The organism is Streptomyces sp. NPDC057616 (assembly GCF_042800575.1).
In the GTDB taxonomy this organism is placed as follows: domain Bacteria; phylum Actinomycetota; class Actinomycetes; order Streptomycetales; family Streptomycetaceae; genus Streptomyces.
Genome location: NZ_JBHVGU010000016.1, coordinates 133,331 through 158,836 on the forward strand (window position 1 = coordinate 133,331; position 25,506 = coordinate 158,836).

Here is a 25,506-nt window from a genome sequence, read left to right on the forward strand (position 1 = left end):
AACAGAGCCGTCCGTCAGCCGGCCCCGCGCTCCAGGACGCGGCGGGCCGCCTCGGCCTCCGCCGCCGGCGGCGACAGCTCGTCGAGGGTGTCGAGCTCGTCGTCCGACGCGAGCTCCTCCTCCCAGGCCGCCGCGAGGCGTTCCTGCTCCTGGTGCGATCTGGCGCCGACGGTCTCCCGGTGCTCCGGGTCCAGGGCCGCCAGGAATCGTTCGACCGCGTCCGTCGGCATACGGTGCTCCTTGTCGCATGAAAGAGTGCCGCCCCGCGCCAGCATGGCTGAAGCTCGCGCGGCCGGCCACCCGGCGTCATTCGCCGACTGTGTCGCCATGGCGGTGGGCCACCCTCCACTCGCCGTCCTCCCGGCGGTACACCTGGGTGACCCGCAGGGTGTAGGTGCGCGGCTCCCCGTCGACCGAGGTGGACGTGTGCTCCAGGCCCGTCGTGTAGGCCATGTCTCCCACGACGTCGTACGACTGGAGGTCGAACACGTACGACGTGCAGTCGGAGAAGCTCTTCTCCAGGTGGGTGAAGAGCTGGTCGACCTGCTGCAGGCCGTAGGCGTTGCGCCACGCCCCGAGGACGCTCACGGGTTCGTCGCGCGACCACAGCGCCCGGCGCGGTGCCGCGTCGCCGTTGTGCAGCGCGACCTCCGCCTCGTACAGGGCGGTCCTGACCCACGCCAGGAAGCCGTCGTGGTCGGTCATGCCTTCATGATGCGCCGGGCTCGCCGTTCGGCGCAGCGCAACCGACGCGGCGCGGATACGCTGTCGGTGCTCGGCCCATCAGCAGGCACTCAGCCGGAGTTCCGGCGATCGCGGCACAGGAGGAATCGTGGCCGGTCAATTCGAGGCGACAGCCGAGATCAACCGCCCCATCGAGGACGTTTTCGCGTTTCTCTCCGCGGGGACGAACGACCCCAAGTTCAGCCCGAGGGTCCAGGCCATCACGAAGAACCCGGAGGGGCCGACGGCGGTCGGGACCGTCTTCACGAGCACCGTCAAGGACGCCGGCATGAAGACCGGCCGGCAGTTCCGGATCACCGAGTTCGAGGCTCCGAACCGCATCCGCTGGGCGGAGATCTCCAAGAACATCGTGACGGCGAACGAGGGCGGCTACGACCTCGAGTCCACCGGACCGGGCACGACCAAGGTGCGGATCTTCAACGTTCTCGAAGGCCACGGCCTGGGAAAGCTGCTGGTCGGGCTCGCACTGAGCGCGGCGCGCAAGGACGCGCCCGCCTTCGGACAGCGCATCAAGGCGGCCGTGGAGGCCTCCTGAGGACCGTTTGCGCGCCCGCTCGATCGTGATCATGATGCGGAAGAGGCGCGGCAGCCCGTTCAGGTGGTTGCACGCGTGAACGACGCTCTTCCGGGCAGCCGTTCTGTCACGCGCCGGAAGCCCGCCTTCCGTGCGCCGCGGACGACGGAAACCGCTGCAACACGATCGATCGAGCAAGGTGGCGTGCCTGGTGAGTGCGATCCCCAAGGACCCCCGGGACGGCTCTCGTGGCGGAGAGCGGCTACGGGACGGCGTGGCGGACATGCCACCCCAGGTCCGCGAAGAACTGACCCGCAGACTCCGCCGCAACAGGCGCGCGCTGCGCAAGGAGGACATCCAGATCGTCGAGCCGCCGCTGCTGCGGCGCGCCGTCGGCGCCTCCGCGCTCGGCAACTGCATGGAATGGTTCGACTTCGGCGTCTACAGCTACCTCGCCGCCACGATCGGCAAGGTCTTCTTCCCCGGAGCCTCACCCGCCGCCCAGGTCATCTCCTCGTTCGCCACATTCGCCGCCGCCTTCGTCGTACGGCCGCTGGGCGGGCTGGTGTTCGGGCCGCTCGGTGACCGGCTCGGGCGGCAGAAGGTGCTCGCCACCACCATGATCATGATGGCGATCGGCACCTTCGCGATCGGCCTGATCCCCAGCTACTCGACCATCGGCATCGCGGCGCCGATCCTGCTGCTGCTCGCCCGTATGGTCCAGGGCTTCTCGACCGGCGGGGAGTACGGCGGCGCCACCACGTTCGTGGCCGAGTACTCCCCCGACCGCCGCCGCGGCTTCCTGTCCAGCTGGCTGGACTTCGGCACGTTCGTCGGCTACGCGCTCGGCTCCGCCCTGGTCACCGTGCTGAACCTCGCGCTGAGCGACGACCAGATGCTCGCGTGGGGCTGGCGGATCCCCTTCCTGATCGCGGGGCCGCTGGGCGCGATCGGCCTCTACATGCGGCTGAAGCTGGAGGAGTCGCCCGCCTTCCAGCAGCAGCTCGACGAGCACGAGAAGAGCCTCGCCCAGACGTCGGCCGGAAGCGAGTTCAAGGCCATCGTGCGCAACCACTGGCAGGGCCTGCTGATCTGCATGGGCCTGGTGCTCCTGTACAACGTCACCAACTACATGGTCACCGGCTATCTGCCCACGTACCAGACCGAGACGCTGAACCGGTCCAGCTCCTCCGCCGACCTGCTGGTGCTCATCGGCATGGTGTGGATCGTGCTGCTGATCACCTTCATCGGCCGCCTCAGCGACCACGTCGGCCGGCGTCCCGTCTACGCGGTCGCGGCGGCGGCGATGATCGTGCTGGCCATCCCGTCCTTCCAGCTCATCAAGATGCACGGGACCTGGCCGCCGATCTTCGGCGTCCTGATCCTGTCGACGCTGCTGGCCTGCTTCGCCGCGCCGAGCGCCGCCACACTCCCGGCGCTCTTTCCCACCGCCGTGCGCTACGCGGCCATGGGCATCGGCTTCAACATCGCGGTGGCCGCCTTCGGCGGCACCACCCCGCTGGTCACGGCGGCGCTGGTCAGCGTCACCGGCGACGACCTGATGCCCGCGTACTACCTGATGCTGGCCGGTGTCATCGGGCTCGTGACGGTGAAGTTCCTGCCGGAGAGCGCCCAGGTGCCGCTCCACGGTTCCCAGCCGATGGTGGGCTCCGAGGACGAGCAGCGGGAACTGCTCTCCACCTCCGAGGAGCTGTACCGCTCGACTCGGCAGAAGGTCTGATCCAGGGAGTCAGGCGGCCTGCTCGCGGCTCTCGGGCGACGGCGCCGTCGTCGCCCCCTCCGCGTGCGCGTCGGACGTCCCGCCGGGAATCAGGCTCAGATGCCGACGCTCGCCCGCGTGCCGGGGGACCGACGGGGCCGTGCTCATCCAGTCCTCGACCCGGTCCATCAGCAGCAGGACCGCGGCCACCATGGGCAGCACCAGAACCGCTATGACGATCATCCGCATCATCCCCTCAGCGACGCCGCTGACCACCGGGTGCCCCCTTCGTCCAGGACAACGCCCCGCCGTCTCGTAGGGGTGCGGGGAAGAGTGTGAGGATTGGTGCGGGAATGCGGGACATGCCCCGGAGATCAAGGTGTGCGGAGCATGTCCCGCGAGCGGTCAGCCCTCCTCACGAGCGGTGAAGGCGTACGTCCCCGGCGCCAGGTCCGGCAGCGTGACCCGGCCGTCGACGATGCCGGCCCCGCCGGCCGGGGCACGCCGCCCGTCCCACACCACGCGCCCGTGCGAGCGCACCGTCAGCCGGTGCCCGTCCCCCGGCAGCGCGACCGTCGCCCGCGTCCCCTTCGGTACGTCGACGCCGAGGCGGAAGGTGCTCCCGGAGTTCTGCCAGGACACACGCAACGCCCCGTGCGGGGTGGGCAGTTGGCCCTGCGCCCAGGCGATGTCACCGAGGTTCGGCCGCACCTCCCAGGTGGCGTAGCCGGGTGACGTGGGCCGGGCGCCCAGCAGTTCGTGGGTCAGCGCCGGCAGCACACCGGTGGACCAGCCGTGCGCCATGCTGGTGTAGGCGTCCTCGTAGAGGGATCCGCCGGGGCCGATGCCCTCCCAGTTGGTGATGCCGGGGTCGTGGCCGTCCATCCAGCCGTAGGTGCGCCGGATCTGGTCGAGCGCCGAGTCGGCGCGCCCGGCCGTGAAGCGGGCCACGATCTCCGGGTACGACGTGAAGGCGTACACGCGCTGGGAGGCGCCGTCGAAGAGGGTGTCGTTGTCCATGAAGGCGTTGCCGTACGGGCGCCGGGTCGTGGCGTCGAGATGGGCGAGGGCCGATCCCGAGCGGCCGGCGTCCGCGACGCCCGCGGTGACGGCCAGGGAGTTGCCGTCCTGCGCGTGCCGCACGGCACCGGTCCCCGAGTCGAGGTAGGCGCCGGCCGCGTCGTCCCACAGGTGCGTGTTGATGGCCTCCGTGACCGCGTCGGCCCGTTGCGACCAGCGTGCCGCGTCCCCGTCGTGCCCGAGCAGACGGGCGAGTTGGGCGGCATCCCTGAGCGCCTGGACGTAGAGGGCGTTGTAGTACGTGATCCTTCCGGTGCGGCCGAGGAAGGCGTAGTCGCCGTATCCGCCGGTGTTGTTGAGGCCCTTGCTGACCAGGCCGGCCTCGTCGGTGACGCTCGGGTACCAGGTGTCCAGCACCTTCAGCAGGTTCGGGTAGTAGCGCGCCGCGTAGGTCCGGTCGCCGGTGTAGAGCACGTAGTCCCAGCTGCACGTCACCCACCACAGCGGATAGTCGAACAGCGGGAGCGTGTAGGAGGAGATGGAGGCCGGGGGGATCCAGCCGTCGGCGCGCTGGTGGTCGGCGAGGTCGGCGAGCACGTTGCGGGCGGCGGCCGCCGTGTCGTCGTGGGTGAGGTACAGAGTCCGCGCGGATACGGCCAGATCACCGACGTACGGGTCGCGGTCGCGCTTGGCGCCGTCGTGCAGGACGAGCTTGCCCTCCAGGGAGGCGGTCCAGGCGTTGCGCGGGTCCACGTCGTCCTGGCGGAAGGTGTCGGTGACGAGTTCGTTGGTGTAAGCGGCGCCGTACCAGTAGCGGTTGAGATCGTCGTCGGAGCAGAGGAACCAGCCGCGGTAGGTGCCGGGCGTTCCCACGTACGCGGTGAAGTCCAGGCTGACGGAGTCGATCTCGACCGTGCCCCAGGGCTGGGCCGCCGGCGCGTCGGAGGCGAGGGCGTCGAGCGTGATGCGCAGATAGCGGAAGCCGTGCAGGCCGTCGGCGTAGACCTTGCCGTCCGCCTGGAAGCCCTTGTGGTCGGTCCAGTCCGCGCCCTGGGCCGGGACGGCGAAGTTGTCGGTCCCCTGGCCCGCGCCGCCGGACTGGTCGGAGCGCGTGAAGTCCGAGCGTTCGGTGAGGAATTGGCGCGTCTCGGAGAACGCCAGGCGCACGCCCGGCGAGTTGGCGGAGGCCGAGGTGAAGCGGATGCGCGGATACCCTACGACGACCTTGCCGAAGTCGACCGTGACGCTGGGCGGTTGGACCGCTTCGACCGGCTCGGGCCACACCTCGTTGATCCGGGTGAACGCCCCGTGCGGGGTGTCCTGGACCGCGGTCACGGTGATGCGCACCCTGGTCGTCGACACCGGCGCCGCAAAGGGCACCGCCCGCTGGATGACATCGTTGTCGGAGACAGTGGCGGCGGTCTTCCAGGCGTCACCTGTCCACACGTCGACGGTGAAGGCGGTCGGCACTCCGTCGCTGTTGGAGACCACGGTGATCCCGGACATCTGCCGGGCCTCGGCCATGGTGACGGTCAGCACGTCCGGGAAGGCGCCGACGGTGTCGTCGTTCCAGAAGGTGTCGGGGTCGCCGTCGATGGCGTTGGCGGCGTCGTAGGTGCGCGGCCGCCCGTCGTTGCCGTTGTTGCCCGCGTGCGTCGTGGAGGCCTCGGCCGTGGTGCCGTCCGGCCAGCGCGGCGCGGGAGCCGGCTGCGGGCGGCGCAGCACCGTTCTCGCACCGCCTGGCTTCAGCAGGGCCTGCGGATCGCGTACGTCGCCGGTCGAGCCCAGCACGCGCTCGGGGCGCACCGTGCGGGATGCGGGCCCCTGGACGTAGCGCTGCCAGCCGGTGCCCATGCGGGGCGGCTCGGGTGCGGCGGCCGCCGGAGCGCCGGAACTCGCAGCGGCGGCCGCCGGGTTGAGGCCCACGGGCCCGACGGTCAGGGCCGCCGCTCCGGCGCCGGCCGCGAGGACCGCACGGCGGCGGGGACCGGGCTGTGCGGCGCTCTGCGATGTGCTGGTCGTTGTCATGGCATCCCGTCCCTCAGAAGCTGTTTGAATCGTTTCAATGCGCTGGGGCAGGGCGACGGTATCCCACCAGCGGGGGCGCGTACAGATGTCGCGCACCGCCGGACGTCCGCCCGTACACCTCCCCTCGGGGGCGGCGTACGGGCGGAGCCTCGACGAGTGCGGACCGCGGTCTCAGCCCGTGTAGGCCGCGAAGATCTTCGCGAACTCGTAGGGAGACTGCGGGATGTTGGTGCACTGGTACAGCGCGCCGTTGCATGCGTTGCGGTCCCGGGTCGCCTCCCAGAAGGCGAGTTCGCCCAGATGCTTGCCCTGGGCGAAGGAGACCAGCTGGCGGGCGTCGGACTGGTCGTAGACGTGGCCGTCGTCGTTCTGGCCGAGCATCGGAGTCACGCCGACCATCGCCCAGACCTGGGTGTCGGGCCTGCCGGGATAGAGCGACTTCAGCTGGGTGAAGGTGCTCTGCGCCGCCTGGACGGCCGCGTCGCCGTAGTCGACGCTGCGGTAGTAGTCCATGGCCATCACGTTCACCACGTCGAGGTCGACACCGGCGTCGCGCGCCGACTGCACCACGTTCAGGCCGTCCGACGTCAGCCCCTCCGGGAGGACGGGCAGCGTCAGCGAGATCCGCAGCCCCGGGTGGGCCTGCTGGAGCCGTGCCAGCGCCTGCGAGCGGCGGGCGACGGAGGCCGGGTCGGCGGAGGCCGCGCCCTCGATGTCGAAGTCGACGTATTTCAGGCCGTAGGCGTTCACCACCGCGTTGTACTCGGTGTAGAGCGCGTCCACCGAGCTGCACGCCTGGGCCAGTTCGATGCCGCTGGCGCCGCCGAAGGAGACCTTGACGTCTCCCCCGGCCGCCCGGATGGCGTCGATCTGGTCCTTGGCCCAACCGTCGCGCGGGTCATAGGCGTTGAACCACATCGCCTTGCAGCCGGAGGCGGTGACGAAGGCCATCGTGTAGTTCTTCACGCCGCTCGACGACGCCATGTCGGGCATGCTCGGTGTGGGCCAGGCCCCCATGTCGATGTACGGAGCGGTGGCCAGGCCCGCGCCCGGCTGCTGGCTGCCGGTGGAGGTCGTGCCGCTGACGGCCGTGGAGTACGCGGACACGTTGCCCGCGGCGTCGCGGGCCCGCACGCGGAACGAGTAGCTCGTGCCGGCGGCCAGCCCGCCCGCCGTGTACGAGGTGCCGGTCACGGTGACGGGCGTGCCGCCGTCACGCGAGACCTCGTATCCGGCGACGGAACCCGAGTCGTCGGTGGCGGCGTTCCAGCGCACCGTCAGGGAGGAGCTGCTCGCGGAGCCGACGGACACTCCGGCCGGGGTACTGGGCGGCGTGGTGTCGGTGCCCGAACTGCCCGCGCAGGAGCCACCGTTGAGCTTGCAGCCGGTGGGCGTGCCGGTGCCGCCGGACACCCAGCCGAAGGAGGCGGACGCGCCGTGCGCCAGAGTGCCGTTGTACTCGCGGTTCTTGAAGGTGTAGTGGGTGCCGCTCTGGGTGAGCAGGGCGTCCCAGTACGAGCCGACCGTGGTGCCGGAGGGCAGGTCGAACTCGACGCTCCAGCTCGACAGCGAGGTGCTGCCGGAGTTCGTGATGGTGTAGGCGCCCTGGTAACCGCCGTCCCACGTCGACGTCTTGGCGAAGGTCGCGGTCGGTGCGCCCGCGGCGGAGGCGGGAGGGGCCAGGATCAGCAGAAGCAGCGCGGTGAACAGGGTGAGAAGTGCGGACGGTCTTCGCATGTACTGCCTCCACTGGGGGGTGGGGCGCCGGGCCGGCGCGTGAAGCGGCAGAGTTGGTCCATACCAATCCTCTGGCATGTACATACTGAGCGCAGGACCGGCCGTCAAGCCCTGCGCCCGTGTCGGCCCGCCTCGGCCGGCCTCGGCTCAGCTCACCTCGGCCCTGCTCGCTTCGGCTCGGCTCGGCTCGTCCTGGCGCCGGGCTGCCTTGATGCCGATGAGCCCGACGACCAGAAGCGCGGCGACGGTCCCGAGGGTGAACGCCTCGAACGAGACGCGGGAGACGCCCCAGACGTCGTGGAAGTCGTAGTCGATGCCGAAGAGTCCTTCGAGCACGCCGGGGAAGAGCGCGCACCAGGAACCGACCACGATCCAGGCGTAGGCCAGGCCCGCGCACGTCAGGAAGCCGCGGAGGCCGAAGGGGACGCGGTAGGGGCGAGACACGTCGGGCCTGCGCAGGCGGAGCGCGACCAGGGCGGGGATGACCACGAGGTACGACAGCAGCAGGGTGGTCACCGCGACGGTGAGCACCACCGCGAACACGGCACCGGCGTCGCCGTGGGCGAGTTGCATGGCGGCGAGCATGAACACCGTGGCCACCGCGCCCGAGAGAAGGTTGGTGCGCACGGGGGTGCCGAGCCGCGGGTGGAAGGCGCCGAGGGCGCGGGTGAAGAAGCCTCCGTCGGCGGCGGCCATCGCCTGCATGCGGTCGCTGACGATCATCCAGGCGCTGCCCTGGGTGAGCAGGGCGAAGACGAACAGGACGGCGGTGAGGGTCAGTACGTGGCCCGAGGCGCCGCCGTAGACGCTGAAGACGAGGCGAGCGCCTTCCATGAAGCCGCCGATACCGGTGACTTGATGCGCGGGTACGACGGCCAGGAGCGCGAGGACGGGCAGCAGGTAGCAGCAGGCGGCGACGGCGGCGGAGCGTCCGAGGGCGGCGGGGACGTCACGTTGGGGGTTGTGCATCTCCTCCCCCGCCGCGTTGGGGGCCTCGAAGCCGACGTAGGCGAACAGCAGGATCGGGACGAGTGCGAGGAAGCCGGTCGTCGTCGGGGTGAAGCGGGTGTCGGTCAGCCCCTGGAAGCCGTGTTCGACGCCGTAGACCACCGCGGTGAGTGTGAACAGGGCGAGGGCGAGGACCTTGGTCGCGGCGCCGGCCGTGGTGATCCACTTGCCGCGGCGCAGGGAGACGACGGCGGTGAGGATCGCAGCCCAGACGAACAGCAGCTTGAACGTGTAGTCGGCGACGGTGCCCGAGCCGAGGTGGAAGACGAAGCCGTCCCAGGTCTCGGCGGCGAGGAAGACCAGTGAACCGCCCAGCCAGATGGGGTTGGTGACCCAGTACAGCAGGGTCGTCAGCGCGGCCGCCGGGCGGCCGAAGGCGAGCTTGACCCAGACGTACGGACCGCCCTCCTGCGGGAACGCGGCGCCGGTCTCGGCGAACAGCAGGGCGTAGGGGACGAGGAAGAGCAGGGCGATGACCGCGGTCCACGTGGCGGCCTCGCCGCCGCCGGTGGCGATCTGGCCGACCGTGTCGAAGGAGATGACCGCGGCGATGGCCATGGCGGTGATGTCGAAGCGCTTGAGGCTGCGTTGCAGGGAGGTCGCGGCATGTGGTGCGAGCGACTCGGCGGAGGAGAGGTCGGAGGACACGGGCAGTTCCTAGGGCAGGGAGAGGGGACTGCGGACGGCGCGTGCGGGCGCGGTGACGGTGTGGGGCCGTGTCGGGTGGTGCTGGGCGGGGAGGCCCGGCGGGCCGGGCCTCCCTCCGGGGATGTCACGCGGCGCGGATCTGGCCGGTGGGTTCGGTGCGCTCCAGGACGCTGCGCAGGGCGCAGGCCGCCTCCTTCGCCTCGGTCTCGGTCATGATCAGCGGGGGCGACAGCACCAGGCTGTGCGCGGAGTCGCGTACGATCACGCCGGTCTCGCGGCGGATGACGTCGTGCGGCATCCGGTCGGGGTGCAGGGGCAGGGGCGTCCGCGTGGCGCGGTCCTGGACCAGTTCGACGGCGAGCATCATCCCGACGGAGCGGATCTCGCCCACGATCGCCAGGTCGCCCAGCTGGGTCTCCAGCTCCGCGTGGAGGAAGGCGCCCAGGCCGGTCGCGCGGGCGAGCAGGCCCTCGCGGTCGATGATGTCGAGGTTGGCGAGGGCGACCGCGGTGGCCACCGGGTGGCCGTTGTAGGTGTAGCCCATGGGGAAGCCGTGGTCGCGCAGCAGGACCTCCGCCACGTGGTCGCCCACCAGGAGCGCGCCGAGCGGGACGTAGCCGGAGGTGATGCCCTTGGCGGTGACGATGATGTCCGGGGTGACGCCGAAGTACTGGGCGGCGAACCACTCGCCGACGCGGCCGTAGGCGGTGACCACCTCGTCGAGGATGAGCAGGATGCCGTGCCGGTCGAGGACTTCGCGCACCCGCGGCCAGTAGTCGGCCGGCGGGACGAGCATGCCGCCGACGCCCATGATGGGCTCGCCGATCATCGCGGCGATGTTCCGCGGGCCGATCTCCGCGATGCGCTCCTCCAGTTCGCGGATGAGGAAGTCGGTGGGGTCCTGGCCGCCGTAGAGCTCGGTGCGGTACGGCCACGGCGGGGTGAGGTGGGAGACGTGCGGCATCATCGGGGCGAAACCCTCGTGGTACAGCGGGAATCCGGTGGCCGATCCGCCGCCGTAGCCGATGCCGTGGTAGGCCTTGCTGCGGGCCAGGATCCAGGTCCGGCTGCTCTCGCCGCGGCGGTGGTGGTAGTAGCGGGCCATCTTGATGGCCGCCTCGTTGCCCTCTGAGCCGCCCGACGTGAAGTACACGTGGTTGAGCGGGTCGGGGGCCAACTCGGCGAGGCGGGCGGCGAGTTCGATGGCGCGGTCGTTGGAGAACTCCCAGAAGCTGGTGAAGTACTCCAGCTTCCTCATCTGCTCGTGGGCGATGTCGGCCAGGTCGGTGCGGCCGTGGCCGACCTGGGCCAGCCAGAGGCCGCCGGTGGCGTCGAGGTAGCCGCGCCCCTCGGAGTCGGTGAGCCGGCAGCCGGAGCCCTCCGTCATCACGACGCGCTCGGTGGCGCTGCCCGGCAGGTAGGGGTGGATGATGTGGGCTCGGTCCAGGCGTGTCAGGTCTGCGGCGTTGCGGGTCATGGGCGGTGCGTCCTTTGCTCGTTGCCTGTGGCGGGTGGTCGTGTGCCGGGTGACCGGTGGGGTCAGCCGTAGGAGATCCAGGTCGTCTTCAGGCCCGTGTACTTGTCGAAGGAGTGCAGGGAGAGGTCGCGGCCGTGGCCGGACTGCTTGAAGCCGCCGAAGGGCGTGAACGGACCGAGCGCGTCGACCGTGTTGACCGAGACGGTGCCTGCGTGGAGGGCGTCGGCGACGCGATGGGCGCGGCTCAGGTCCCGGGTCCACACGGAGGCGGCCAGGCCGTAGGCGGAGTCGTTAGCCCTGCGCACGGCCTCGGCCTCGTCGCGGAAGGGCTGCACCGTCAGCACGGGTCCGAACAACTCCTCGCGTACGAGCGGGGCGTCCGGGGCCAGGCCGGTGACCACGGTGGGGTCGAGATAGGCACCGTCGCGGTCGGGGCGCGTGCCGCCGCACACGAGCGTGCCGCCCGATGAGCGCAGCGCCTCCAGGACGCGTTCGGCCTGGGCCTCGTCGACCAGCGGTCCGAGACGGGTGGCGGGGTCGAGAGGGTCGCCCGGCAGCCAGGTGCGGGCGTGTTCGACCACCCGGGCGGTGAACTCCTCTGCGGCGCAGGCCTCGACGAGCAGCCGGGTGTTGGCCGAGCACACCTGTCCTGCGTTGTAGGCGAAGCCCCAGGCGGCGCGCTCCGCCGCGGCCTCCAGGTCGGCGTCGGCGAAGACCACGTTCGGGCTCTTGCCGCCGGCCTCGGGCCAGACCTGCTTCATGTTCGACTCGGCCGAGTAGGCGAGGAACCGCTTGGCCACGGCCGTGGAGCCGGTGAAGACCAGGGTGTCCACGTCCGGGTGCAGGCCGAGCGCGCGCCCGGTCGTCTCCCCCGGGCCGGGGACGACGTTCAGCACGCCGTCCGGGAGACCGGCCTCGGCGGCCAGTTCGGCCAGCAGCAGCGCCGACAGCGGTGACTGCTCGGCCGGCTTCAGCACCACGCTGTTGCCCGCGGCAAGGGCGGGCGCCAGCTTCCAACTGGCGATGTCCAGCGGGAAGTTCCAGGGTACGACCGCGCCCACGACACCGAGCGCGGCGCGGCGCACGAGCGCGAGGTTGCCGGGCGGTGCCGGGGCGATCTCGTCGTAGAGCTTGTCGACGGCCTCCGCGTACCAGGCGAAGACGCCGGCCGCGCCGGGGACGTCCGTGCCGGAGGACTCCGCGATGGGCTTGCCCATGTCGAGGGTGTCGCACAGGGCGAGCTCCTCGGCGTGCTCCTCGACGAGGCGGGCGAGTGCCAGCAGGACCCGCTTGCGTTCGGCCGGTGCGGCGCGCGACCAGCGGCCGTCCTCGAAGGAGGCGCGGGCGGCGGCCACGGCACGGTCGACGTCGGCGGGCGAGCCGGCCGCGACGTGGGCGGTCGTCTTGCCCGTCGCGGGGTTCACGGTGGGGAACCACTGGTCGTCGGCGGGGTCGTGCCAGGCGCCGTCGACGAACAGGCGCGTGCGGGGCACGAGGTCGGCGGCGCGCTGCCGCCAGTGGGCGTAGGTCTTCATGCTGTGGCCTTCGATTGCGTCGTGGGACGTGGCGGGCCGGTGCCCGCTCGGATCTCGGGGGCCTGGGCCGTGGCGGGGGGCGGCGCCTCGATGCGGCGGGCGTCCCGCGGGCGGAGCGGCCCTGCGACGGGCGCGTCCACCCCGACTTCTTTGAATGGAGATTCAAACAATAGGCGAACGGCCCGTCAATGCTCCCGCAGGAAACTTCTTGCAGAATCTGGTGTCGGTAACAGAGAATTAACCGCCATGGGCAACGTCGGCAGACCACGCAACCAGACCGCACGCAGGGAGGCCCTGGTCTCCGCCGCGGGCCGGGCCATCGCGGAACGGGGCCTGGAGGGCCTGCGCATCAAGGACATCGCGGATGCGGCGGGCGTCTCCCAGGGCTCGGTGCTCTACTACTACCCGGACCTCGACGACCTGGTGCTGGAGGTGCACCGGGGCGCGGTCGAGGACTATCTCGCCCCGCGGCAGCGGGCCTACGACGCGGCGCCCGCGCACGACGCCGCCGCGCGGCTGCGGGCCCTGCTGGACAGCGGCCTGCCCGGCGGGCCGGACGACGCCGTGCACGGCCTGCTGTACGAGCTGCACCGCCGCGCGGGCCGCAGCCCGGGCCACGCCGAACTGATGACGTCACTGTTCGCCAGGGAGGTCGCCCTCTACGTCACGGCACTCGAAGTCGGCGCGGCCACGGGCGTGTTCACGCTGGCCGGCACCGCGCAGGACCTGGCACACGGACTCGTCGCGCTGGAGGACGGCTACGGCCTGCACATCATCAGCCACAACTCGGCCCTGCGGCCCGAGCGGATCCGCCGGCTGCTCAGGGCGCATGCGCGTGCGGTGACGGGATGCGCCGAACTGTAGGCGATGGAAAGGCAGTTGACTCGCGTCCTGCCCGTTCAGTCCGGCGCGCCGCGCCTGGCCGCGATCTCTCGCAGGACGTCCATGACGGCCCGGGCGCGGGCGGTCTGGGTGACGCCCTCCACGGTGGCGAGGGTCAGTTCCAGCGGCGGGCGCGCGTCCCGCAGTTCCAGCTCGACCACGTCACCGCCGCCGTAGGTCTGGCTGGTGGCCGGGCGCTGGTTGAGGACCGAGTAGCCGAGTCCTCTGGCCACCATCGACCGCACGGTCTCGTAGCTCTGCGTGCGGTAGCGCACGTCGGGTGCGGTGCCGGTGTCCGTCACGAGGGCGCGGAAGTAGTCGCGGCTGTAAGGGAGGTCGAGCAGCACCAGGGGTTCGGCGGCCAGTTCGGCCAGCTCCACGCCGTCCCGGTCCGCCAGCGGGTGTCCGGCCGGGACGATGACGTACGCCGGGAAGCGGGCGATGGTCTCGCCGTCCAGTTCCTGGTCGGCGTCCAGGCCGAAGTCGTAGGTGAGGGCGAAGTCGATGCGGCCCGCGCGCAGCGTCTGGAGCAGTTGCTCGGTCTCGGCCTCGACGACGTCGATCTCGATGCCCGGGTAGCGCTCGGTGCACTCGCTGAACAGGGCCGGGAGGTAGTACGGCGCGAGGGTGATGAAGCAGCCGACGGTCACCGGGCCGGACAGGGTCTCCCCGCTGCCGCGGGCCTCGCCCTCGACCTCGCGGGCACGGGCGAGCAGTTCGCGGGCCTGGTACTGCAGCCGCTCCCCCGCCGGGGTCAGGACCAGTCCGCGGCCCCGGCGGCGGATGAACAACTGCACCCGCAGGTCGCGCTCCAGGTTGTGCACCGCCGAGGACACCGCGGACTGCGCGATGTGCAGCCGGGCCGACGCCGCCGTCATCGACCCGCACTCGGCGGCCACGAGGAAGTAGCGCAGCTGTACGAGGGTGAAGCCCACCGGTGACGTCATGTCTGGCCCTTGCCGCTGATGATCCTGTCCGTGCCCGACCTTATGCGGCGGCCGCCGTCACTGCTCGGGCGTCGCCTCGGACACGTCCTCCGGGCGCAGCAGGGTGGAGCCGGCCGTCTCCCGCAGGGACAGGGCGGCGACGAGTCCGCCGGCGGCGACCAGCATCAGATACGGGCCGGGCACCAGGCTGCTGCCGGTCGCGGAGATGAGTACGGTCATCAGATACGGCACCGTGCCCGCGAACAGGGCCGCGGTGAGGTTGTAGGCGATGGACAGCCCGCTCTGCCGGGTGCGGGTGGGGAAGATCTCCGCCGACCAGACCGCGTACGTGCCGAGGATCGCCGCGAGGATGACGCCGAGCAGCAGTCCGGCGATCCAGGTGCCGGCGAGGCCGGTCCGCATGAGGAGGAAGGCGGGGGTGGACAGCACGAACAGGGCCCCCGTGGCGCCGACGAAGACCGGCTTGCGGCCCACCCGGTCGGAGAGCAGACCGAACACCGGGACCAGGACCAGCCCGAGCAGGGAGATCACCGTGGACAGCAGGGCGGCGGTGTCGGCGGAGTGCCCCAGGTCGTCGGTCTCGTAGGTGACCAGGTAGGTGAGGACCGTGTAGAAGGGCACGTGCATGGCGGTCATCAGGCCCGCGGCCTGGAACATCTGCTTCCTGTTCGATCGGAACAGCTCCCGTACGGGTCTGCGCGGGAGCGTGTCGCTCGCTTCCAGGGCCCGGTACTCGGGAGTGTCCTCGATCTTGTTGCGGATGACGAAGCCGATGACGCCCAGCGGCGCGGCGACCAGGAAGGGGATGCGCCAGCCCCAGGACGTCAACTGCCCGTCGTCCAGTCCGGTCGACAGCAGCAGGAAGACGAACGAGCCGGCGAGGAAGCCCAGCAGGGAGCCGACCTCCAGCCAGCTGACCCCGAACCCGCGGCGGCGGCGCGGCGCGCTCTCGGCGAGGAAGCTCGCCGCGCTGCCGAACTCGCCGCCGGCGGCGAACCCTTGGACCAGGCGCAGGACCACCAGGAGCACCGGGGCGGCCACGCCGATCGAGGCGTAGCCGGGCAGCAGCCCGATGGTCAGGGTCGCGCCGGACATCATGAAGATGACCAGCGTGAGGGTGCGCTTGCGGCCGATCCGGTCGCCGAGCGGGCCGAACACCATGGCTCCGACGGGCCTGATCCCGAACGACACGGCGAACACCCCGAAGACCGCGAGCAGTCCGGTGGTGCTGTCCTCGGAGGGGAAGAACACGGTCGCGACCGTACTGGCGAGATAGGCGTAGGCGGCCCAGTCGAACCAGTGCACGAAGACGCCGACGGCTCCTGCGGCAACGCTCCTGCGCAGGGCGACGACGTCGGTGGTCGCCCTGTCCTCGATGGTGACGTCGGTGGGTGAGGTGGGCATGCGTGCCTCCTTGGACGAGCGGGGGGAAGGTGCCGCCGGTTTCCTTCAGGGCGCGGCGCGGCCGGTCAGTGATGCGGGGCTGGTGAGGACGCGTAGTTCCGCCTCGGTCAGCAGCGCGCGCTCGCGGACGAGATCGAGCGCGGGTCTGCCGGTGTGGTGGGCCTCGAGCGCGAGGGCGCACGCGGTCTCGTAGCCGAGCGCGGGGCCTAGCGCGGTCACCAGGCCGGTGGAGGCGGCGACCGTCCGGGCGAGCCGCTGCCGGTTGGCGGTGATGCCGCGCACACAGTGCTCGGTGAGCACGGCGATGCCCGCCGCGAGGTGGTCGAGGCCGGCGCCCAGGCTCCGGTAGATGACCGGTTCGAAGGCGTTGAGCTGGAGCTGTCCGCCCTCGGCGGCGAGGGTGACGGTCATGTCGTGGCCGATGACCTCGAACGCGATCTGGTTGACCGCTTCGGGGATCACCGGATTGACCTTGCCGGGCATGATGGACGAACCCGCCTGGCGCGGCGGCAGGTTGATCTCGCCGAGGCCGGCCTGCGGTCCCGACGACAGCAGGCGCAGGTCGTTGCAGATCTTCGAGAGCTTCACCGCCACGCGCTTGAGGACACCGGACAGCTGCACGAACACCCCGACGTCCTGGGTGGCCTCGATGAGGTCGGGCGAGGACACCAGGGTCGGGATGCCCGTCAGCCGGCGCAGGTGCTCCATCGCGCGCTCCCGGTAGCCCGGGCGGGCGTTCAGGCCGGTGCCGATCGCCGTGCCACCGAGGTTGAGCTCGTGCAGCAACCGCCGTGCCTCCGCGAGGCGTTGCTCGTCCTCGGCGAGGGTGGCGGCGAACGCGCCGAACTCCTGGCCCAGCGTCATGGGCACCGCGTCCTGCAGCTGGGTGCGGCCCGTTTTCAGTACGTCGGCGAACTCGGCCGCCTTGTCAGCGAAGGCCGCGCGCAGGCCGGTCAGGGCGTGCAGGAGGTGGGCGATGTGGGCGTCCAGCGCCAGCTTCACCGCGGTCGGGTAGACGTCGTTGGTGCTCTGGCCGAGGTTGACGTGGTCCAGCGGATGCAGGACGGAGTACTCCCCTCGGCCGCGCCCGATCAGCTCCAGGGCGCGGTTGGCGATCACCTCGTTGGCGTTCATGTTGGTCGATGTGCCCGCGCCGCCCTGGATGAGGTCGACGACGAACTGCTCGTGCAGCGCCCCGTCGCGGATCTCCGTGCAGGCGTCGGCGATCGCGCTTGCCAGCGGCCCGTCCAGGGCGCCGAGTTCGGCGTTCGCCAGGGCCGCGGCGTGCTTCACCGCGGCCAGCGCGACGATCAGATGCGGCCGGGTCGCGACGGTCTCGCCGGTGAGGGGGAAGTTCACCACCGCCCGGGCGGCGTGCGCGCCGTAGTAGGCCGCCGCCGGTACGGCGACGCCGCCGAGCATGTCGTGCTCCGTGCGGTGCGCGCCGGAGGTACCGGCGCTGCCCGGGCCGGTGCTCGTGCTCACGCCGCACCTCCCCCGGCCGCCGCCGTGCCACGGTCCGCGCCGGTCCACGCCAGTGCGATCGCCCCGTCGAGCAGGGCCCGTTGGGCCTCGCCGCCCACGCAGAACGCCGCGAACTCGTGCTGGTGGTTCGTGGCGGGCAGCGAGCCGATGCCGATGTAGGGGTGGATGGCCGGCACGACCTGCGAGACGTTGCCCATGTCGGTGGACGCCCGGTTCATCCGGGCGGCCTGGCCGGGCGGCGCGAACTCGCGGCCCAGGGCGAGGGCGTTGGCCCGGTAGTGGCCCAAGGCGGTCTCGTCCGTGCGGAATTCGGCGTACGGCCTGCTCTCCGCCTCGATCTCCAGCGCGCAGCCGGTGGCCAGGGCGCCCGCCTCGAAGGCCCGCATGACACGGGGTTGCAGGTCGGCCAGTTCGGCGAGCGTCTCCGCCCGCACGTACCAGCGTCCGGTCGAGCGCTCGGGGATCGCGTTGGGTGCGTCGCCGGCGTGGGTCACGACGCCGTGCACCCGTGCGGAGTCCGGCAGTTGCTGACGCAGCAGCCCGATGGCGACCTGCGCCACCGTGAAGGCGTCGGCCGCGTTGATCCCCGCCTCGGGGTAGGCGGCGGCGTGCGCGGACTTCCCGGTGTAGGAGATCTTCGAGTGGCTGACCGCGAAGGGACGGGCCTCGGCGACGTCGACCGGTGCCGGGTGGACCATCATGGCCAGGTCCACCCCGGCGAAGGCGCCACGGTCCAGCAGCTCGATCTTGCCGCCGCCGCCCTCCTCGGCGGGGGTGCCGTAGACCTCGACGGTGAGGCCCGCGTCGTCGGCGACGGCGGCCAGCCCGAGCGCGGCGCCGACCGAGCTCGCCGCGATGAGGTTGTGCCCGCAGGCGTGGCCGAGCCCCGGCAGCGCGTCGTACTCGGCGCACAGCGCGATGCGCGTGGGCCCGCTGCCGAACCGGGCGTGGAACGCCGTCTCCAGGGCCAGGTAGGAGGAGGTCACGTCGAATCCGGCGCGGTCGAGCAACTCCGGTACGGCAGCGGCGGCCCGGTGTTCCTCCCAGGCCGTCTCGGGGTCGGCGTGCAGCCGCTCGGACAGGGCGATCAGGTCCTCGGCGTGCCGGCCTATCTCGCGCCGGGCGGCCTCCTTCAGCGCCGTCATCGAGGATCGCCCGGAACGCCGTAGGAGGGTGCGGACGCCGGATCGAGACCGCGCCGCACGTAGTCGTCCCGCTGCGGCAGCCATACGGCGAGGAGGTCGGCGAGGCGGTCGACGGGATCGCCGGCCCAGTCCACGCGCAGATCGGTCACGCGCCAGCCGACGTCGGCGACGACCGCCAGGCCGGCGGAGTGCACCGGGCCCTCCTCGCCGCCGGCCGCGACCGCGGCGCGCAGGGCGGCGACCAGCCGCTCCTCCAGTTCTCCGGTGGCCGAGGCGTAGGCGTCCAGGAGCACGCCGGGGATGTGCTCGCCGGCCAGCATGTTGCCGGCCGCGACCGCGCCGTCCGCGGTGGCGGAGGCGTGCGTGCCGAGTGTCTGCGCGCCGCTGAAGGCGAAGCCCGGACCGGTACGGCCGAGGACCGTCAACTGCCGGTGCTCGACGGTCTCCTTGGTGCCGGCCGCGCCGACGACGTCCGCCAACGCCCGCTCTGCGTCGCCGTGTTCGGCGAGCCGGTCGAGCAACCGGGCGCCGAGGGTGGGGTCGGTGATGTTCTGCGAGGCGGCGGCGCCGACTCCGGGGCGCAGGTGGGCGCAGCGTGCGGCGACCGCGGGGCTCGACGAGCTGACCACGAGGCCGAACCGCCCGCCGTCGCGGACCACGAGGGAGAACGTCACGACCGCGCCTCCTGGGGGATCACCGCGATCGCGTCGATCTCGCACAGCCACTCCGGGCGGGCGAGGGCGGAGACGACCAGGCCGGTGGAGATGGGGTGCACGCCCTTGGTCCAGCGGCCCACCGTGCGGTAGACCGCCTCGCGGTAGCGCGGGTCGACCAGATAGATCGTCAGCTTGACCAGGTGCTCCATGCGGCTGCCCGCCTCCTCGAGCAGCATCTTGATGTTGGCCATCGCCTGCTCGGCCTGCGCTTCGGCGTCTGCGATGCCCACCGACTCGCTGGTGTCGAGGTCCTGGCCGATCTGGCCGCGGACGTAGACGGTGTCGCCCGCGACGACGGCCTGGCAGAGGTCGTTGTCGAGGTTCTGCTCGGGATAGGTGTCGCGGGTGTTGAAGGGCCGGATCCGGGTGTGCCCGCCGGCGACGATCGGGGCCTTCGCCTGGCGGCCCTGGCTCGGGGAGGTCATCGTCCGCTCCTCAGTTGTTCCCGGACGCCGGCGTCAGGCCGGGCCGGTCGGTGGTGCCGTGCGCGAGGTAGCCCCGCTGGATGGTGATGTGGTCGGCGACGTAGCGGGCGTCGTGCCAGACGCCCCAGATGAAGCTCGAACCGCGCCGGGACAGCCACGGCAGGCCGAGGAAGTAGACGCCGGGCTCGCGGGACACGCCGCGCCGCTGGTCCGGCCGGCCGTTCTCGCCGAACGCGTCGACCTCCAGCCAGGAGTAGTCGGTCGCGAAGCCGGTCGCCCAGACGATCGAGGTGACGCCGGCCGCGGCCAGGTCGAGCTCCAGGCGGGGGTCGGTCACGCAGTCCGGGTCCGGCCCGAGCACGTGGGCCTCGGGCTCCTCGGGGAAGGCCAGCCCGTTGCGCTCGACGTACGCGTCGGCCGCGCGCAGCAGCGCGAGGTACTTGCCGTCGCCGAGCGCGATGTTGGCGGCGAGGTCCGGCGCGAAACGCAGCACGCCGTCCTCGTACGACCGCGTCATGCCGACGAGTTCGATGCCGTCGGCGGCCAGGGCGCGGAAGTCCACGGTGTGGCCGCCGCGGGCGCCGCTGACCGCGATGGTGACGTGCTCGGCGCCCTGCGGAGGCGTCTCCAGGTCCCAGAGCCCGAGTACGCCGAGCCACCAGCAGAAGTCGCGTCCGCGGTACTCGCGCGGCGGACGGTCGTGCGGCCCTACGGACAAGAAGACCCGGCGGCCGGAGCGGCACAGCTCGTCGGCGATCTGCACCCCGGAGGAGCCGGCGCCGACCACCAGGACCGCGCCCTCGGGCAGCTGTTCCGGGTTGCGGTAGCCGCTGGAGTGGATCTGCACGGGGACGGCGCCGTCCGGGACGACGGGCGGGATCACGGGCCGCTGGAAGGGTCCGGTCGCGGCCACGACGAAGCGGGCGTCGATGGTGCCGTCCGACGTCTCGACCCGGAAGCCGGGCCGGTGGGTGTGCCTGCGCACCGAGGTGACCTCGACGCCGCACCGGATCGGGGCATCGATCTTCTCCGCGTACGCGACGAAGTAGTCGGCGACCTCCTCCTTCGAGGCGAAGGCGTCGGGTGCCGTGTCGGGGAACTCCAGCCCGGGGAAGCGGTCGTGCCACGCGGGGCCGTTCGCGACCAGGGAGTCCCACCGCTCCGAGCGCCATCGCTCGGCGATGCGGTGCCGTTCGAGGACGACGTGCGGTATGCCGTGGGCACCCAGGTGCTCGCTCATCGCCACGCCGGCCTGGCCCGCCCCGACGACGACTACTTCGGACTCTTCACTCGGCATTTCGCCCTCCACTCAGGCGGCAGTCGATCCCGGTGTCGCATCGACCGGGCTGCCGCGTGAGAAATCCTCGGGCGGGCCGTTGGTTCTGTCCAACAGATGTTTTCGCTGCAGGTGATCTGTTTTTCAGATGCCAGATGCCGTAGTCCGCCGCAGGCCACGGACGGACACGGCGGTGAGCGAGGGCGTGCTTTCCCTTAGGGCTAAGATTTCAACACCACATACATGCCGCGAGGGGATGACATGGCGCAGCGCAGGGCGGCGAAGCGGCCGGACGCCGTTTCGGGGATCGTCGACGACTGGGCGCGCGAGAGGCCCGAGCTCGACACCTCACCGCTCGAGGTGCTGGCCCGGATGCACCGCTCGTATCTGCAGTACCAGTCGCGGATGACGTCGCAGCTCGACGCGCAGGGGCTGTCGGTCGCCGGCTTCGACGTACTCACGGCGCTGCGCCGGGCCGGCGCGCCGTACCGGCTGACCGCCGGGCAGCTCGCCGCGTCGGGGCTGATCTCCTCGGCGGGGGTGACCCTGCGCCTGGACCGGCTGGAGAAGGACGGCCTGCTGGTGCGGGAGCGGGACGCCGAGGACCGGCGGGTGGTGTACTCACGGCTGACCGACGCCGGTCTGCGGAAGGTGGACGAGGTGTTCGCCGCGCACCTGGAGAACGAACGCCGGATGCTCGGCGGGCTCTCGCCCGCCGAGCGCCGTCAACTGGCCGGTCTGCTCTCCAAGTTGGAGCGTTCGATCGTGGAGTCCGACGACTCCGTGGAGGTCGGCCCGGGTCCCGCCTGACCCGGGCGCGACCGTGCGCTCGCTTATACCTTGGCCTGCTCCATGGCCTGTTCCTTGGCCTGCGCCTGGTAGAGACGGCGCAGCCGGACGATGCCGAGGTCGTGCTGGTAGAGGTTCTCGCGCTGGTCGGCGTCCTGCGGCATGCCTTCGAGCATGATCCGGTCCTGCTCCAGGACCTCCCAGTGGCGGGCCTCGATCAGGGTCTTGTAGAGGAAGCGCCAGGTGTCGCGCTGCCAGTCCCGCACCTTGCGGTAGCGCCAGAAGAACACGCCCGTGCGGCCGGCGTCCACCGGGCAGGCCATGCCGACGATGCCGAAGGCGCCGCCGGGTCCTGCGGACGGCGGGTACGGAATGGACAGGTCGACCCAGTCGACGCCCGTCCGGCACATCTCGACCCAGTCGAAGTTGACGCCGCGCTGGTCGGTCTTCTCGAAGAAGTAGCCGCGGTCGGTCTCCCGGATGCGGAACTTCGCCGTCGTGTCGCCGGCGAACATCGTGTGGGACTCGTTGTGCAGAAACGCGCCGTGCATCGGGTCGAGCAGGTTCTCCATGGCGAACCGCCACGGCACGTTCCACTCGGCGTAGCAGAGGAAGGCGTCGATGTCGTGGTCGGCCAGCGGGCCGGGGACGGTGAGGTCGACCGGCTCGGGGTGCTCCTCGTCACCGAAGTAGGCGAGGATCGCGCCGCCGACCTCGCGCACGGGCAGCGAGGTGACGAGGGTCTTGCCCTCCAGGTTGCAGCCGGGCAGGCCGGGCACGGAGGTGACCGTGCCGGTGCCGTCGACCTCGACGCCGTGGTACCAGCAGGCGATCCGGTCGCCGAGGTGTTTGCCGAGGGAGAGCGGGGCGCCGCGGTGCGGGCAGCGGTCGGCGAGCATCGAGAGGCTGCCGTCGGACCTGCGGAAGAGCAGCCAGTTCTCGCCGAGGGCGGTCACCTTGCGCAGGCCGCCCGGTGCGACGAAGCGGGAGGGCACGACGGGGTGCCACTGGTTGCGCAGGCCGTGGGCGTAGATGTGCTCGGCGGTGGCGTGGGCGGAAAGCGTCATGTCAGGCTCCCAGGCGGTGCATCTCGGCGCGGAAGGACTCCTCGGTCCAGGGCTCGCCCGTGGGCGTGTGCAGCCGGCGGGAGTTGAGGCCGTCGATCACGTCGGTCAGCTCGTGCCCGTCCTTGGTGAAGATGTCCTCGAGGGTGCGCGCGAGCCTCAGCTCGTACGGTGAGGGCTCGTGGTCGCGGGTCTGGTGGGGGTGCAGGTGGGGCCAGGTCTCTGGCATCGGGTCTCCGTGCGGGTCTCAAGAGGTCCAGGGCTGGGCGAGTTCGGGGTGCGGGGGCAGAGGTCCAGGGCAGGACCGGTTTCGGATGCAGGGCTTGGGGCGGTCAGAGGTCCAGGACGAGGCGGTCCGAGGCGCAGCGCGAGACGCAGATCATCATCGTCTCGCCGGCCGCGTGCTCGGCCTCGGAGAGCAGGAAGTCGCGGTGGTCGGGGGCGCCGGCCAGGACGCGGGTCTCGCAGGAGCCGCAGATGCCGTCGCGGCAGGAGGAGTTGACGTTCAGCCCGGCGTTCTCGGCGGCCTCCAGGATGGAGGTGCCGGCGCCGACGTTCAGCGTCACGCCGGAGGTGCGGCACTCGACCTCGAAGGCGCTGTCGTCGTCACCGCGCTCGACGACCGGGGCGGCGAACCGCTCGATCCTCAACTGCCCCCCGGGTACGGCCGCTTCGACCGCCGTCAGCAGCGGCTCCGGACCGCAGCAGTACACCAGGGCGTCGGCGGGCAGGTTCGCGAGGGCTCCCGCCAGGTCGATGTGGCCCTGTTCGTCCTGCGGGACGAGCGTCACGTCGCCGCCGGTCAGCGCGGCGAGTTCGGCGCCGAACGCCATCGACGCGCGCGAGCGCCCGCCGTGCACCAACCGGTAGGGAATGCCGTCGCGTTGGGCCTGCCGGGTCATCGCCAGGATGGGGGTGATGCCGATGCCACCGGCGATGAAGACGTATGACGCGGCGGGTTCCAGCGCGAAGTGGTTGCGCGGCCCGGCCACCCGCACAGTGTGGCCGGGCCGCAGCTTGTGGTGGACGTGGCGCGAACCGCCGCGCGAGGTCGGCTCGTCGAGGATGCCGAGCCGGTACACGCCGGTGTCGGCCGGTTCGCCGCACAGGCTGTACTGGCGCACCTGGCCGCCGACGTGCAGGTCCAGGTGCGCGCCGGGCGTCCACGCGGGCAGCGGCTTGCCGTCGGGGTGGGTCAGCTCGACGGAGAGGACGCCCTCCGCCTCCCAGGTCATGCGGTGGACCAGGAGGTCGAGCTCCTGCTCTTCGGTGGTGCTCATGGTCGTGGCCTCCTCTACGCGGTGGGGATCTTCACGGGCGGGGTGAACGGGTTCTTCATCGGGCCGAGCGCGGCGAGGTCCACCTCGACGAGCGTGGGCCCCTCGGCCGCGACGGCGGCCGTGATGACGGCCCCGGCGTCGGCCGCGTCGGCGATGCGCGCGTACGACAGCCCGCAGGCGGCGGCCAGCCGGGCGAAGTCCGGGGTGAACAGGTCGACGCCGGAGCGGCGTTCGCTGTACTTGTCCTGCATGTTGCGCAGCACGCCGTAGCCGCCGTCGTTGAAGACGACGAGCGTCAGGCGCGGCCGTTCCTGCGCCAGCGTCAGCAGTTCGCCGAGGTGGACCGCGAGGCCGCCGTCGCCGGCGATGACCACGGTCGGACGGTCGGGGTGGGCGACGGCCGCGCCGATGCCCATGCCCAGGCCCTGGCCGATGCCGCCGCCGCGCGGGAAGACGTTGGCACGCGGATCGTGCATCGGCAGAAGGCGGTTGCCCCAGGAGGAGGAGGGGATGGTGACGTCGCGGGCGACGACCGTGCCGGGCGGCAGCGCCTCGGCGAGGGCGTCGCAGATGGCGGCCTGGGGGCCGATGTTGTCGTGCAGCGTGGCGCGCACCTCGTCGCGGACGCCGCGGACCCGGGCCGTCCAGCCGGCGTCCGCGCGCCTGGCCGCCTCCGTGAGCCACGGCAGTACGGCGGCCGCGGCACCGTGCAGGGCGTGCCGGGCCGGGTACACGCGGCCGAGGGCGGCGGATTCGATGTCGATCTGGAGGTGCGCGGCGGGCAGTTCGAGTCCGTAGTCGGCGGTCTCGTTGGAACGGAAATGGGTGCCGACGGTGACGAGGACGTCGGCGTCCTTCAGCAGCGCGCGGCCGGCGGGGGTGGTGGCGAAGTTGCCGATGACCTGCGGATGATCCTCGGGCACGGAACCGCGCCCGGAGTTGGACGTCAGCAGGCCGGCGCCGGTCGCCTCCACGAGTGCCAGGAGTTCGGCGCGTGCGGTGTTCGCGCCGCCGCCCGCCCAGACCAGCGGTCGCCGGGCGGAGCCCAACAGTTCGCACGCTGCGGCGAGTTCGGCGGCGTCGGGCACGGGGGCCTCGGCGGCCGTGACCGCCGAGCCGTCGTCCTCCTGGGCCGCGTACTGCAGGTCGATGGGCCACTCGACGCTCGCGGGCCCGCCGGGTGCGGTGAGGGCGGCGACGGACGCCTCGCGCAGGATGCGCCCGGCGTCCCGGGTGGAGGTGACCGTCGCGGCGTACTTCGACACCGCGGTGAGCATCCCGAGCTGGTCCTTCGTCTCGTGGATGAAGCCCCGACCGCTGCCGAGACGGGCGGACTCGACCTGTCCGGTGACGTGCAGCACGGCCGTGCCCGAGGACAGCGCCTCGACGAGGGAGCCGGCCGCGTTGCCGGCGCCCGTACCGGTGGAGGTGAGCGCGCAGCCGATGCTGCCGCGCGCACGGCCGTAGGCGTCGGCGGCGTTCACGGCGGTGGCCTCGTGGCGCACCGGGACGAAGCGCAGACCGGGGTCGGCCTCGATCGCCTCCACCAGCGGGAGGTTGTGCACGGAGACGATGCCGAAGACGGCGTCGATGCCCAGGGAGGTGAGGTGGGCGGCGAGGAGTTCGCCTCCGTTGCGGTGGGTCACAGGGGTCATGGAGGGC

General features: G+C 71.7%; 23 protein-coding genes. 4 read left to right on the forward strand and 19 right to left on the reverse strand.

Annotation, left to right across the window (positions count from 1 at the left end):
• Window positions 1-14: 14 nt before the first annotated feature.
• Both ACFU97_RS21565 and ACFU97_RS21570 read right to left on the reverse strand, forming a co-directional pair.
• A complete protein-coding gene (locus ACFU97_RS21565) occupies window positions 15-230 on the reverse strand; it encodes a hypothetical protein (RefSeq protein ID WP_384258797.1) in 216 nt (71 codons plus the stop codon).
• A gap of 76 nt (window positions 231-306) precedes the next feature.
• On the reverse strand, window positions 307-705 hold the full coding sequence (locus tag ACFU97_RS21570) for a YybH family protein (protein ID WP_384258799.1): 399 nt from the start codon (window positions 703-705) through the stop codon (window positions 307-309).
• Window positions 706-832: 127 nt separating this feature from the next.
• Here ACFU97_RS21570 and ACFU97_RS21575 point away from each other — a divergent pair, with 127 nt between their 5' ends.
• Together ACFU97_RS21575 and proP are read left to right on the forward strand one after the other, a co-directional pair.
• Window positions 833-1,279, forward strand: coding sequence for an SRPBCC family protein (locus ACFU97_RS21575; protein ID WP_384258802.1), 447 nt, complete (start codon window positions 833-835; stop codon window positions 1,277-1,279).
• 262 nt (window positions 1,280-1,541) lie between these two features.
• The gene (proP, locus tag ACFU97_RS21580) at window positions 1,542-2,999 is read left to right on the forward strand and encodes a glycine betaine/L-proline transporter ProP (protein WP_384258940.1); all 1,458 of its coding nucleotides are present in this window, start codon (window positions 1,542-1,544) and stop codon (window positions 2,997-2,999) included.
• 9 nt (window positions 3,000-3,008) lie between these two features.
• On the opposite strand, the gene ACFU97_RS21585 is transcribed toward proP, so the two are convergent.
• The 6 genes from ACFU97_RS21585 to ACFU97_RS21610 form a co-directional block, all read right to left on the reverse strand.
• The gene (locus ACFU97_RS21585; protein WP_384258804.1) at window positions 3,009-3,221 is read right to left on the reverse strand and encodes a hypothetical protein; all 213 of its coding nucleotides are present in this window, start codon (window positions 3,219-3,221) and stop codon (window positions 3,009-3,011) included.
• Window positions 3,222-3,383: 162 nt separating this feature from the next.
• Window positions 3,384-6,026 (reverse strand): alpha-L-rhamnosidase C-terminal domain-containing protein, encoded by a 2,643-nt coding sequence (locus tag ACFU97_RS21590; protein WP_384258806.1) that lies wholly within the window; start codon window positions 6,024-6,026, stop codon window positions 3,384-3,386.
• Window positions 6,027-6,197: 171 nt separating this feature from the next.
• Window positions 6,198-7,763: a cellulose binding domain-containing protein gene (locus ACFU97_RS21595; protein WP_384258809.1), complete on the reverse strand. Its 1,566-nt coding sequence runs from the start codon at window positions 7,761-7,763 to the stop codon at window positions 6,198-6,200.
• A gap of 147 nt (window positions 7,764-7,910) precedes the next feature.
• Window positions 7,911-9,419, reverse strand: coding sequence for an APC family permease (locus tag ACFU97_RS21600; RefSeq protein ID WP_384258811.1), 1,509 nt, complete (start codon window positions 9,417-9,419; stop codon window positions 7,911-7,913).
• A gap of 124 nt (window positions 9,420-9,543) precedes the next feature.
• Window positions 9,544-10,896, reverse strand: coding sequence for an aspartate aminotransferase family protein (locus tag ACFU97_RS21605; protein WP_384258813.1), 1,353 nt, complete (start codon window positions 10,894-10,896; stop codon window positions 9,544-9,546).
• A 62-nt stretch (window positions 10,897-10,958) separates the two neighbouring features.
• Window positions 10,959-12,431 (reverse strand): aldehyde dehydrogenase family protein, encoded by a 1,473-nt coding sequence (locus tag ACFU97_RS21610; protein WP_384258816.1) that lies wholly within the window; start codon window positions 12,429-12,431, stop codon window positions 10,959-10,961.
• A gap of 246 nt (window positions 12,432-12,677) precedes the next feature.
• Between ACFU97_RS21610 and ACFU97_RS21615 the strand changes: the two genes are divergently transcribed.
• Window positions 12,678-13,295 (forward strand): TetR/AcrR family transcriptional regulator, encoded by a 618-nt coding sequence (locus ACFU97_RS21615; protein WP_384258818.1) that lies wholly within the window; start codon window positions 12,678-12,680, stop codon window positions 13,293-13,295.
• A gap of 35 nt (window positions 13,296-13,330) precedes the next feature.
• On the opposite strand, the gene ACFU97_RS21620 is transcribed toward ACFU97_RS21615, so the two are convergent.
• From ACFU97_RS21620 to ACFU97_RS21650, 7 genes are read right to left on the reverse strand one after another with little or no spacing between them, the layout of a single operon-like run.
• Window positions 13,331-14,260, reverse strand: a complete 930-nt coding sequence (locus ACFU97_RS21620; protein WP_384258820.1) for a LysR family transcriptional regulator — start codon at window positions 14,258-14,260, stop codon at window positions 13,331-13,333.
• 57 nt (window positions 14,261-14,317) lie between these two features.
• Window positions 14,318-15,664 carry an MFS transporter gene (locus ACFU97_RS21625; protein ID WP_384258822.1) on the reverse strand — a complete coding sequence of 449 codons (1,347 nt, stop codon included), beginning with the start codon at window positions 15,662-15,664 and terminating at the stop codon, window positions 14,318-14,320.
• Window positions 15,665-15,709: 45 nt separating this feature from the next.
• Window positions 15,710-17,149, reverse strand: coding sequence for an aspartate ammonia-lyase (locus tag ACFU97_RS21630; protein WP_384258824.1), 1,440 nt, complete (start codon window positions 17,147-17,149; stop codon window positions 15,710-15,712).
• Window positions 17,146-18,294, reverse strand: a complete 1,149-nt coding sequence (locus ACFU97_RS21635) for a M20 family metallopeptidase (protein ID WP_384258826.1) — start codon at window positions 18,292-18,294, stop codon at window positions 17,146-17,148. Before ACFU97_RS21635 ends, ACFU97_RS21630 begins: the two co-directional genes overlap by 4 nt.
• On the reverse strand, window positions 18,291-18,968 hold the full coding sequence (locus ACFU97_RS21640; RefSeq protein ID WP_384258828.1) for a DUF1028 domain-containing protein: 678 nt from the start codon (window positions 18,966-18,968) through the stop codon (window positions 18,291-18,293). Before ACFU97_RS21640 ends, ACFU97_RS21635 begins: the two co-directional genes overlap by 4 nt.
• Window positions 18,965-19,435, reverse strand: a complete 471-nt coding sequence (locus tag ACFU97_RS21645) for a RidA family protein (RefSeq protein WP_384258830.1) — start codon at window positions 19,433-19,435, stop codon at window positions 18,965-18,967. Before ACFU97_RS21645 ends, ACFU97_RS21640 begins: the two co-directional genes overlap by 4 nt.
• A gap of 10 nt (window positions 19,436-19,445) precedes the next feature.
• On the reverse strand, window positions 19,446-20,732 hold the full coding sequence (locus tag ACFU97_RS21650) for a flavin-containing monooxygenase (protein ID WP_384258832.1): 1,287 nt from the start codon (window positions 20,730-20,732) through the stop codon (window positions 19,446-19,448).
• Between the two features lie 240 nt (window positions 20,733-20,972).
• Between ACFU97_RS21650 and ACFU97_RS21655 the strand changes: the two genes are divergently transcribed.
• Window positions 20,973-21,521 carry a MarR family winged helix-turn-helix transcriptional regulator gene (locus ACFU97_RS21655; protein WP_384258834.1) on the forward strand — a complete coding sequence of 183 codons (549 nt, stop codon included), beginning with the start codon at window positions 20,973-20,975 and terminating at the stop codon, window positions 21,519-21,521.
• A gap of 23 nt (window positions 21,522-21,544) precedes the next feature.
• On the opposite strand, the gene ACFU97_RS21660 is transcribed toward ACFU97_RS21655, so the two are convergent.
• The 4 genes from ACFU97_RS21660 to ACFU97_RS21675 form a co-directional block, all read right to left on the reverse strand.
• Window positions 21,545-22,567, reverse strand: a complete 1,023-nt coding sequence (locus ACFU97_RS21660) for a Rieske 2Fe-2S domain-containing protein (protein ID WP_384258837.1) — start codon at window positions 22,565-22,567, stop codon at window positions 21,545-21,547.
• Window position 22,568: 1 nt separating this feature from the next.
• Entirely contained in the window at window positions 22,569-22,793 is a 225-nt protein-coding gene (locus ACFU97_RS21665; RefSeq protein WP_384258839.1) for a recombinase-like helix-turn-helix domain-containing protein, read from the reverse strand.
• Between the two features lie 103 nt (window positions 22,794-22,896).
• The gene (locus ACFU97_RS21670) at window positions 22,897-23,844 is read right to left on the reverse strand and encodes a PDR/VanB family oxidoreductase (protein ID WP_384258841.1); all 948 of its coding nucleotides are present in this window, start codon (window positions 23,842-23,844) and stop codon (window positions 22,897-22,899) included.
• A gap of 14 nt (window positions 23,845-23,858) precedes the next feature.
• Window positions 23,859-25,499, reverse strand: coding sequence for a thiamine pyrophosphate-binding protein (locus ACFU97_RS21675; RefSeq protein WP_384258844.1), 1,641 nt, complete (start codon window positions 25,497-25,499; stop codon window positions 23,859-23,861).
• Between the last annotated feature and the right edge of the window lie 7 nt (window positions 25,500-25,506).